Origin of the sequence: Salinisphaera sp. SWV1 (assembly GCF_052044155.1) — a bacterium.
GTDB lineage: Bacteria > Pseudomonadota > Gammaproteobacteria > Nevskiales > Salinisphaeraceae > Salinisphaera.
Window position 1 is genome coordinate 1 of record NZ_JBQDYE010000072.1, and the last position, 7,291, is coordinate 7,291.

Consider the following 7,291-nt stretch of genomic DNA (forward strand, 5'->3'; position numbering starts at 1 on the left):
AAACGACCGCGCGGCATCAGACACACCCATGTTCAAGCCTGTGACCAATGCTACGAAATTGAGTTACAGGACACTAGAATAACGGTCATGCCGTCGCTCAATTCGCCTCGTCGCTTCTTGTACGCCAGCCTGGCGGCGACAATCTTCATTGTTTATGGCTCGCTCTATCCCTTCGCTTTCCACGGCGGCTCGCTAGGGGCCGCGGTACGGACACTGTTTCTCAGCGACCACATGCGCGATCAACCGTTTTCCGGCCTGATTGCGAACATCGTCCTGTATGTCCCGCTGGGCCTGTTCTGCGTGGCAGCACAGAATGACGCACGGCCCGCTTGGCGACAGGTGCTATGGGCAACCGGGCTAGGCGTCATGCTGTGTCTGAGCATCGAGATCACTCAGTTCTTCGACACCGGCCGCGTCACCACGCTCACCGATGTCTACCCGAACGTGGCCGGTACGCTGTTCGGCGCGCTGCTGGCGCTGCCACTGATCCGGTGGCTGGACCGGCCCGTCGACATGCATTCACCGGCACGCCAGACCGCCGCGCTGCTGCTGCTGTCGTTTCTCGCCTACCGCCTTTTCCCCTACGTGCCCACGATCGACCTGCATGCCTACTGGCGGGCGATCAAACCGGTCGTCATCCATCCCGGCGTGCACGGCTTCGACGTCGTGTCCTACGTGGTCATCTGGACCGTGGTGGGTGCCCTGCTATGCGACCTGGCCGGGCGCCGGCGCAGCCGCTGGCTGCTCGTGGTCATGATGCTCGCGGTGTTGTCGGCCAAGATCCTCATCACCCACAACCGGCTCTCGTTGTCCGAGCTCGTCGCCCTGCCGATCGCCGTCGCGGCCTGGCTTGTATTGTCGAGCATGCGTCGGGCATGGGCCGGCGGCGTGCTGGCCGTGCTGCTGGGCCTGGTGATCGTGGGCGATCGCCTGCTTCCCTTTCACTGGCAGCCGATCGCGCATGCATTCGGCTGGCTGCCCTTCTTCTCGATTCTGCACGGATCGATGGCCGCCAATACGCAGGCGCTGGCCGACAAGGTCTTTTTGTATTCGAGCCTGGTCTGGCTCATCACCGTGGCCGGCCCGCGCCATGCCGTCGCCGGCGCCCTGGTCGCGGCCGGGCTGTTCGCCACCAGCATGCTGGAAACCCACCTGCCCGGCCGTTCGGCCGAGATCACCGACGCGCTGATCGCGCTCGGCGCCGCCACCGTACTCGGCTGGCTTACGGTCGACGCCCCGGCGACGGGCCGCGCCGCGGTCGCGCCGTCAATCAAGCCCGCCCGCGATACGCCCCCGGCGGCCGAATAAGCCACCCGCTCAACCGGACAAGGCGTCGAGAAGACCCGCCGCCAACAGCAGCGCGGCGCCGGCGATCTGGGAAGCATTCAAGGCCTCGTGTGCGAAAAGCGCCGACGAGACCACGCCGACCAATACTTCGCTCATGAGCAGAATGCCGACCCGGGCCGGTTCGAGACGGGCGGCCGCCCAGACCAGTGCCAGCATCGATCCGATCCACCAGATCAGTGCGGCGGCCACCGCCCAGACGACGGATGCGGCATCGAGCGAGATGGCGGGCGCCCCCGGCGCCATCGGCAGCACCAGCCAAAGCAACCCGCCCGCGACCAATGCGCCCGCGGCGAACACCGTGCTGCCGGCCAGCGGCGGCATTTCGCCGCGCACCCGCATGCCGACCGAGGCCAACGACCACAGTGCGCCCGCCGCGAGACCGAGCCATTCGCCCACGGCATGCGGCAACGGCACGCCGTCGTGCACGCCCAGCACCAGCACGAGCCCGATCAGGCCAAGCCCGATCACCGCGTAGCGCAGCCGCGGCACCGGCCAGCGCAGCACGAGTGCCGTGATCAGGGTGGTCCATACCGGCGTCAGGTAGAACAACAGGATCACCGCGCTGATCCGCCCCTCCACCAGGCCCACCGAATACAGCATGAAGGCCGCGCCACCCGCGGCATTGGCGCCGAGACCGAGCGGATCGATCCGGCCCGGGTGCGAGCGGACAACGCACATGGCCATCAGCAACAGTACAAACGCGACCCCCGCCACCAGCAGCGAGCCTCGAGCCCCGACCAGGCCCGCGCTCGCCAGGGCACGCACCGGCACCCAGTACAACCCCCAGAGTGAACCGGCAAGCAGCACGCACAGGCTCGCCAGGCCGGTGTGACGAGAACTCGACATAACACAGCGACGGATGGATTCGACCGGCGATACTACCAGTCGGTCGTTGCGGGCGCGCGGTGCGTCAGCGCATTACCCGCCGATCGCCGGACGGGCCATGCACCAGCGGAGAATCGCTGCCCGCCCGGCGCCGGGGCGCAAGGCCGGCCGCCGGGCTCAGTCGTCCTGTCGCGGCGAGCGCACGTAGCGATGCCAGGGATGCTGTTCCTCGAAGCCCAGCAGATCGCGGATCTTGCGATTCGAATACAACGCTTCGTATTCGCCCAGCTCCCGGGTCACCGGCACGTCCGGATAGAATTCCTCGATGATCTCGCTGGTGGTCAGGTCGACCGAGTTGTGGTCGTTGCCGGCGTTGAAAACCTCGTAGCCCAGCCCGTCGGTGGCCAGGCAGCGATCCACGATCTGACCCAGATCGCGGGCGTCGATGTAGCAGAAGATATTGCGGCGGCGCAGCGACGGGTCGTCGAAATAGCGCGGGAAGAAAGTCGCGTATTCATGCGGCTCGATCACATTGCCGATACGCAGGCCATAAATATCCGCGCCACTGCGCCGGGCGAAGACTTCCGCGGTCGCCTCGTTGCAGAGCTTGGACATGGCATAGCTATCGATGGGCCGGGTCGGATGGTCTTCAGTGACCGGCAGGAACTCCGGCTTGACCTCGCCCTCGGCGAAACAGACGCCGTAGGTGGTCTCCGAGGAGGCGAACACGATCTTGCGCACGCCGAGCTTGGTGGCCGCTTCGAGTACGTTGTAGGTGCCCACCGTGTTGATGCGATAGGTCTCGTTGTCCGGCGTAACCAGGATGCGCGGGATGGCGGCGAAATGAACCACGGCATCGAAAGGCTTCGGCCCGCCCTCAGCCTGTTCCAGCTCACCGAGATGCGCGTAGCTGGTCAATGCATTGAACATCTGGCCTGAATCGGTGATATCGGCGGTCAGGTTGTGGACTCGCGGGTCATCCAGCGGCGTGCGGTCGATGTTGACCACGGTATGGCCGCGATCGAGCAGATAAGGCACTACATGGCGACCGGCTTTGCCGGAGCCGCCGGTAAAAAGAATACGAAGGGACATGTGTGTTCATCTCGGGTACGACAACCCGGCTATCCTGACATAGCCGCCGCTGTGTTGGCCGTGTTCAGCCCTCCGCCATTCGTTGCATGCCGGCCGCCGATGGCAAAATCACGCGCGCGCCGCACCGGCCGACCGCTCAGGTGTCGCCGGGCGCCGGGGCCCAGCGGCGCAGCGCCAGATAAGCCAGAAACGCGGACCCGGCCGAGCCCGTCATCACGATCGCCATGGCCCGGGCATCGCCGCCGATCAGGCCCACACCCCAGGTGGCGATCGCGCCACAGGCGAACTGGAACACGCCGAACAGGGCCGAGGCCGCGCCGGCGGCGTCGGGCGCCAGGTCGAGCAGCCCGGCGACCGTGTTCGCCCCGGCGACGCCGACCGTCGACAACAGGAAGAACAACGGCACCGCCACGCCCCAGAAGCCACCGAACCCGGTCAGTGTGGTCGCCAGCAGAATCAGGGCACAGGCCAGCGTATTGCCCACCGCCACACCAAGCAGCGTGCGATAGCCGAAACGCTGGACGATGCGCCCGTTGGTGAAGGTGCCGATCAGCATCGAAACGACGTTGGCACTGAAATAGAAACCGAACAGCGATTCGTCCACGCCGAATTCGTTCACGTACACGAACGAACTGGCGGCCACGTACGAGAACAGCGCGCCGAACATCAGCGAGCCGCAGGCCAGATAGAGAAACACCGGCAGCCGCGTGACCAGCGAAAGATAGCCGATGTATTGCGCAACCAGGCTGCGGTCGCGCACCCGCCGACGCTGTGGGTGCGACTCGACCAACAGCAGCGCGATGGCTGCCAGCGCAACGATGGCATAGGCCAGAAGCATCCAGAAAATGAGCTGCCATTCGCCGAAGAACAGAATCATGCTGCCGATCATGGGCGCGATCAGCGGTGCGGCGCCCATGACCATGACCACGAACGACATCACGCTGGCCGCCTTCGAGCCCTGGAAACGGTCGCGCACGATGGCCCGCGCCATCACCGGCCCGGCCGCGGCACCCAGGCCCTGCACCAGGCGCGCCGCGATCAGCATGTTGATCGAGATCGACAGCGCGCAGGCGACGCTCGCCACCAGATACAACGCCAGCCCGAAATACAGCACCGGGCGCCGGCCGTGCCGGTCGGATACCGGGCCATAGAGCAACTGACCGAAACCCAGCCCCACGAAGAACAGGCTCAGACTGTACTGGACATGGGCCGGGTCGACGGCGAACTGGCGTGCCAGTGCCGGCATGGCCGGCAGATAGGTATCGATCGACAACGGCGCGACGGCCGTCAGCAGGCCGAGCACGCAGACCATGAGCATGTGCTCACCCCGGCTCTGGGCGGTTTCGGTCATCGAGAGAACTCCTTGCACCGGCCGGCGGACGGTCAGACGAGCGCGCGGACTATTCGCCGTGAGCGGCGGCGCGCCGATTCAAGTGGCGCGTAGTATGCCAGCCGGGCGCTGCGGCCGTCGAAACGGCAAACGGCCCTATCGACCGGCCTGAGCCCGCGCAACCAGGGCGCGCGTATTGGCCCGGCCGGTATCGGCCAGCGCGATCGCCTCGCCGGGCGGTTCGAGCGGCGGCTGCAGGCGGGTGAGCGTGTGGCCGGGCGGCATTTCCACCGCCAGCCGGAAGCCGGCCTCGGCGACGATGCGCGCCGTATCGGCCCAGTACACCGTTCGCGCCATGTTCCACACCAGATCGTCGCGGATGTCCGCGCCGGTCCACAAACGCCGGCGGCGGTTGGCCGAGAAATAAGCCAGCCGCGGTTCGCGGAAGATCACGTCACGGGCCATGGCGTCCAGCTGGCCGGCCGGCGTCAGCATCAACGCGCAATGGGACGGCACGGCCATATCCAGTCGCACCACCCGTGGCGCCCCGGTGTCGGCAGCCGCCTGTTCGAGCCGGGCCAGCGCAGTATCGGCGCCGGCGACCACAATCTGCTGATCGGCGTTTACATTGGCCAGATAGAGGGTATCGGCCGCCCCGGCCCCTGTATTGAGTTCATCGAGCAACGCCCCGACCGCCGCGACCGACAGGCCGATCACCGCGACCATGCCATAGCCTTCGGGATAGGCCTCGCCCATCAAGCGGCCGCGTTCCGCCACCAGCCGTAGCGCATCGGCAAAATCGAGCGCGCCGGCGATCACCGCCGCCGGCCAGGCGCCGATGGACAGACCCAGGACGGCAGCGGGCGCGGCACCGGCTTGGATGAGATCGCGCGCAGCCGCGACCCCCACCACGCACAGCGCGATCTGCACCGCCCGGGTGTCGGCCAGGGCCGCGCGCGTATCCAGGGCGCACACGTCTTCACCGAGCGCGGCGCGGGCGGTCGCCAGCGTTTCGGCCACGACGTCGTTGTCGGGCAGGTCGGCGAGCATGCCGGGGCGCTGCGCCCCCTGCCCGGGAAAGGTGAACACCACGCTCATGACGTACAGCCTGCCATGAGCGCCCAGGGATCGGCCGCCAGATACGGCCCCTGATCCGATTTGATCAGCACCTGCGGCGACGCTGACAGCCAATCGGCCAAGGCCACGCCGCCAGCCGGCGTTTCCAGCTGGACGTCGCAGCGCACCGGCAGCGTGGCCAGGCGTTCGGCCAGCGCGCGCAGCGCGGCCGGTACCGGCGTCCGGCCAACACGCAGGATCAGATCGACATCGGATTGGGCATGACAGGCCGCCGCCCCGCAGGCCAATTCGTAACCCACGGCCCCGCCGATGCCCCAGGCACCGGACCACGGCGCCATCGCGGCGCGCAACGCCGGCAGCACGGCGAGGGCCGGAATGCGCGCGTCCCGCGCCGGGTCGGGCCCGTCGACCAGCGATTCCGGCGTGACCGGATCGCCCCGCAACCCCGAGGGCGACACACGGGCGGCGAAGCGCCGATCCCGGCTCGCCCCGCGAACGCCGACCGGCAGGGTCGTCGCATCGCGATGCCCGCGTCGCACCACCACCGGTTCGCCGCGGGCGACCACGGCCTGCGCCCATGCGGGGGCATCCGGGGTCAGCGCGGCCGGCGTGATATGCACCAGATCATGCGGCCGGAACGCCGGGCCCACCGTCCGCGGCTGACTGTAATCGCCGCCGGCGAGATCGGTCAGCCGGCCCACTGTTCCCGCAGCCGACGCCGAACCGCCATCGAGGCTGGCCGGCCCTGGTCGTCGAACCGATCAGCCAGATCGGTGCGGCCCCCGATATCGGCGACCGCCGCCGCCAGGGCCTCGCGCACCAGGGCCACCTGACTCGTATCCTCCGCCGCCACATCCAGCCGGCGATGCAACAGGCCGAGCGAGGCATAGCTGTCGATATCGTAGGCCATCGGCGTGATGGTCCGGGCCAGCGCCTCGACACCTTCAACGCTGCGCTGGGTGATGCGCGCCGCGGCCTGTTTGCCCATGGCATGCACCTGGACCGATTCGCCGGACAGCGCGAGCAACCGGTTGGCCTGGTAGCCGTGTGCCAGAAAGCCCCCGGACATGGCCCGGCCGACGATCAGCCCGATCACCGGATGCCCCGCCTGCCGGGCCCGAGCATAGGCCTCGGCCGCCGCAGCCAGCGCCTGATGGATGCCATAGGCTTCCTCGGTACGGCCATAGGCCTGACTGGGCACGTCGATCACGGCCACGATCACGCGCCGGGTATCGGCGCTGTCGTCGGCGGCCATTGCCTCGCGCACGGCGCGGGCCAACGCCCAGCCTTCGGCGAGGCCGACCTCGCCGTTGCGGGCGCGCGGATAACGGCTGTCCGGGTCGGGGACGACGGCGATAAAGCGAGCGGCCCGGCCGGCCAGTTGGCCGTCGACCACGCGCACACTGGCCGGATAGCCGGGCTGCACCGGGGCCTCGCCGGCCAGTGCCAACAACCACTCGGCGCCGAGAGATGGGGCTTCACGCATGACGGCCTCCCAGATGTCGGGCGAAAACCTCGCGCACGACGCCGGCCTCGGCGCGCTCGGCCGGATCGATCGCTTCGAGCAAACGGTTCCAGGCCGCGACATCGGCCGTCCGCGCCAGCCGCGTCGGCCCGGTG

The 7,291-nt window shown here is 68.1% G+C and carries 7 protein-coding genes; 1 reads left to right on the plus strand and 6 read right to left on the minus strand.

Features of this window, described 5'->3' with window-relative positions:
* Positions 1-87 precede the first annotated feature (87 nt).
* On the plus strand, positions 88-1,308 hold the full coding sequence (locus tag ACS8YF_RS19155) for a VanZ family protein (RefSeq protein ID WP_440851702.1): 1,221 nt from the start codon (positions 88-90) through the stop codon (positions 1,306-1,308).
* Positions 1,309-1,317: 9 nt separating this feature from the next.
* On the opposite strand, the gene ACS8YF_RS19160 is transcribed toward ACS8YF_RS19155, so the two are convergent.
* The 6 genes from ACS8YF_RS19160 to mdcE all read right to left on the minus strand — a co-directional run bounded on the left by ACS8YF_RS19160 (position 1,318) and on the right by mdcE (position 7,157).
* On the minus strand, positions 1,318-2,193 hold the full coding sequence (locus tag ACS8YF_RS19160) for an EamA family transporter (protein WP_440851703.1): 876 nt from the start codon (positions 2,191-2,193) through the stop codon (positions 1,318-1,320).
* A 156-nt stretch (positions 2,194-2,349) separates the two neighbouring features.
* Complete coding sequence (locus ACS8YF_RS19165) at positions 2,350-3,264, minus strand: NAD-dependent epimerase/dehydratase family protein (RefSeq protein WP_440851704.1); 915 nt, start codon at positions 3,262-3,264, stop codon at positions 2,350-2,352.
* A 136-nt stretch (positions 3,265-3,400) separates the two neighbouring features.
* On the minus strand, positions 3,401-4,615 hold the full coding sequence (locus tag ACS8YF_RS19170) for a Bcr/CflA family multidrug efflux MFS transporter (protein ID WP_440851705.1): 1,215 nt from the start codon (positions 4,613-4,615) through the stop codon (positions 3,401-3,403).
* Between the two features lie 135 nt (positions 4,616-4,750).
* Positions 4,751-5,692 carry an ACP S-malonyltransferase gene (locus ACS8YF_RS19175; protein WP_440851706.1) on the minus strand — a complete coding sequence of 314 codons (942 nt, stop codon included), beginning with the start codon at positions 5,690-5,692 and terminating at the stop codon, positions 4,751-4,753.
* The gene (locus tag ACS8YF_RS19180) at positions 5,689-6,372 is read right to left on the minus strand and encodes a malonate decarboxylase holo-ACP synthase (RefSeq protein WP_440851707.1); all 684 of its coding nucleotides are present in this window, start codon (positions 6,370-6,372) and stop codon (positions 5,689-5,691) included. The genes ACS8YF_RS19175 and ACS8YF_RS19180 overlap by 4 nt, the downstream gene beginning before the upstream one ends.
* A complete protein-coding gene (mdcE, locus tag ACS8YF_RS19185; protein ID WP_440851708.1) occupies positions 6,360-7,157 on the minus strand; it encodes a biotin-independent malonate decarboxylase subunit gamma in 798 nt (265 codons plus the stop codon). Before mdcE ends, ACS8YF_RS19180 begins: the two co-directional genes overlap by 13 nt.
* Between the last annotated feature and the right edge of the window lie 134 nt (positions 7,158-7,291).

Bases quoted from the DNA above. Each gene is read 5' to 3' on its own strand.
- ACS8YF_RS19170 (WP_440851705.1), bottom strand. From the start codon at position 4,615: ATGACCGAAACCGCCCAGAGCCGGGGTGAGCACATGCTCATGGTCTGC.
- ACS8YF_RS19155 (WP_440851702.1), top strand. From the start codon at position 88: ATGCCGTCGCTCAATTCGCCTCGTCGCTTCTTGTACGCCAGCCTGGCG.
- mdcE (WP_440851708.1), bottom strand. From the start codon at position 7,157: ATGCGTGAAGCCCCATCTCTCGGCGCCGAGTGGTTGTTGGCACTGGCC.
- ACS8YF_RS19165 (WP_440851704.1), bottom strand. From the start codon at position 3,264: ATGTCCCTTCGTATTCTTTTTACCGGCGGCTCCGGCAAAGCCGGTCGC.
- ACS8YF_RS19175 (WP_440851706.1), bottom strand. From the start codon at position 5,692: ATGAGCGTGGTGTTCACCTTTCCCGGGCAGGGGGCGCAGCGCCCCGGC.
- ACS8YF_RS19160 (WP_440851703.1), bottom strand. From the start codon at position 2,193: ATGTCGAGTTCTCGTCACACCGGCCTGGCGAGCCTGTGCGTGCTGCTT.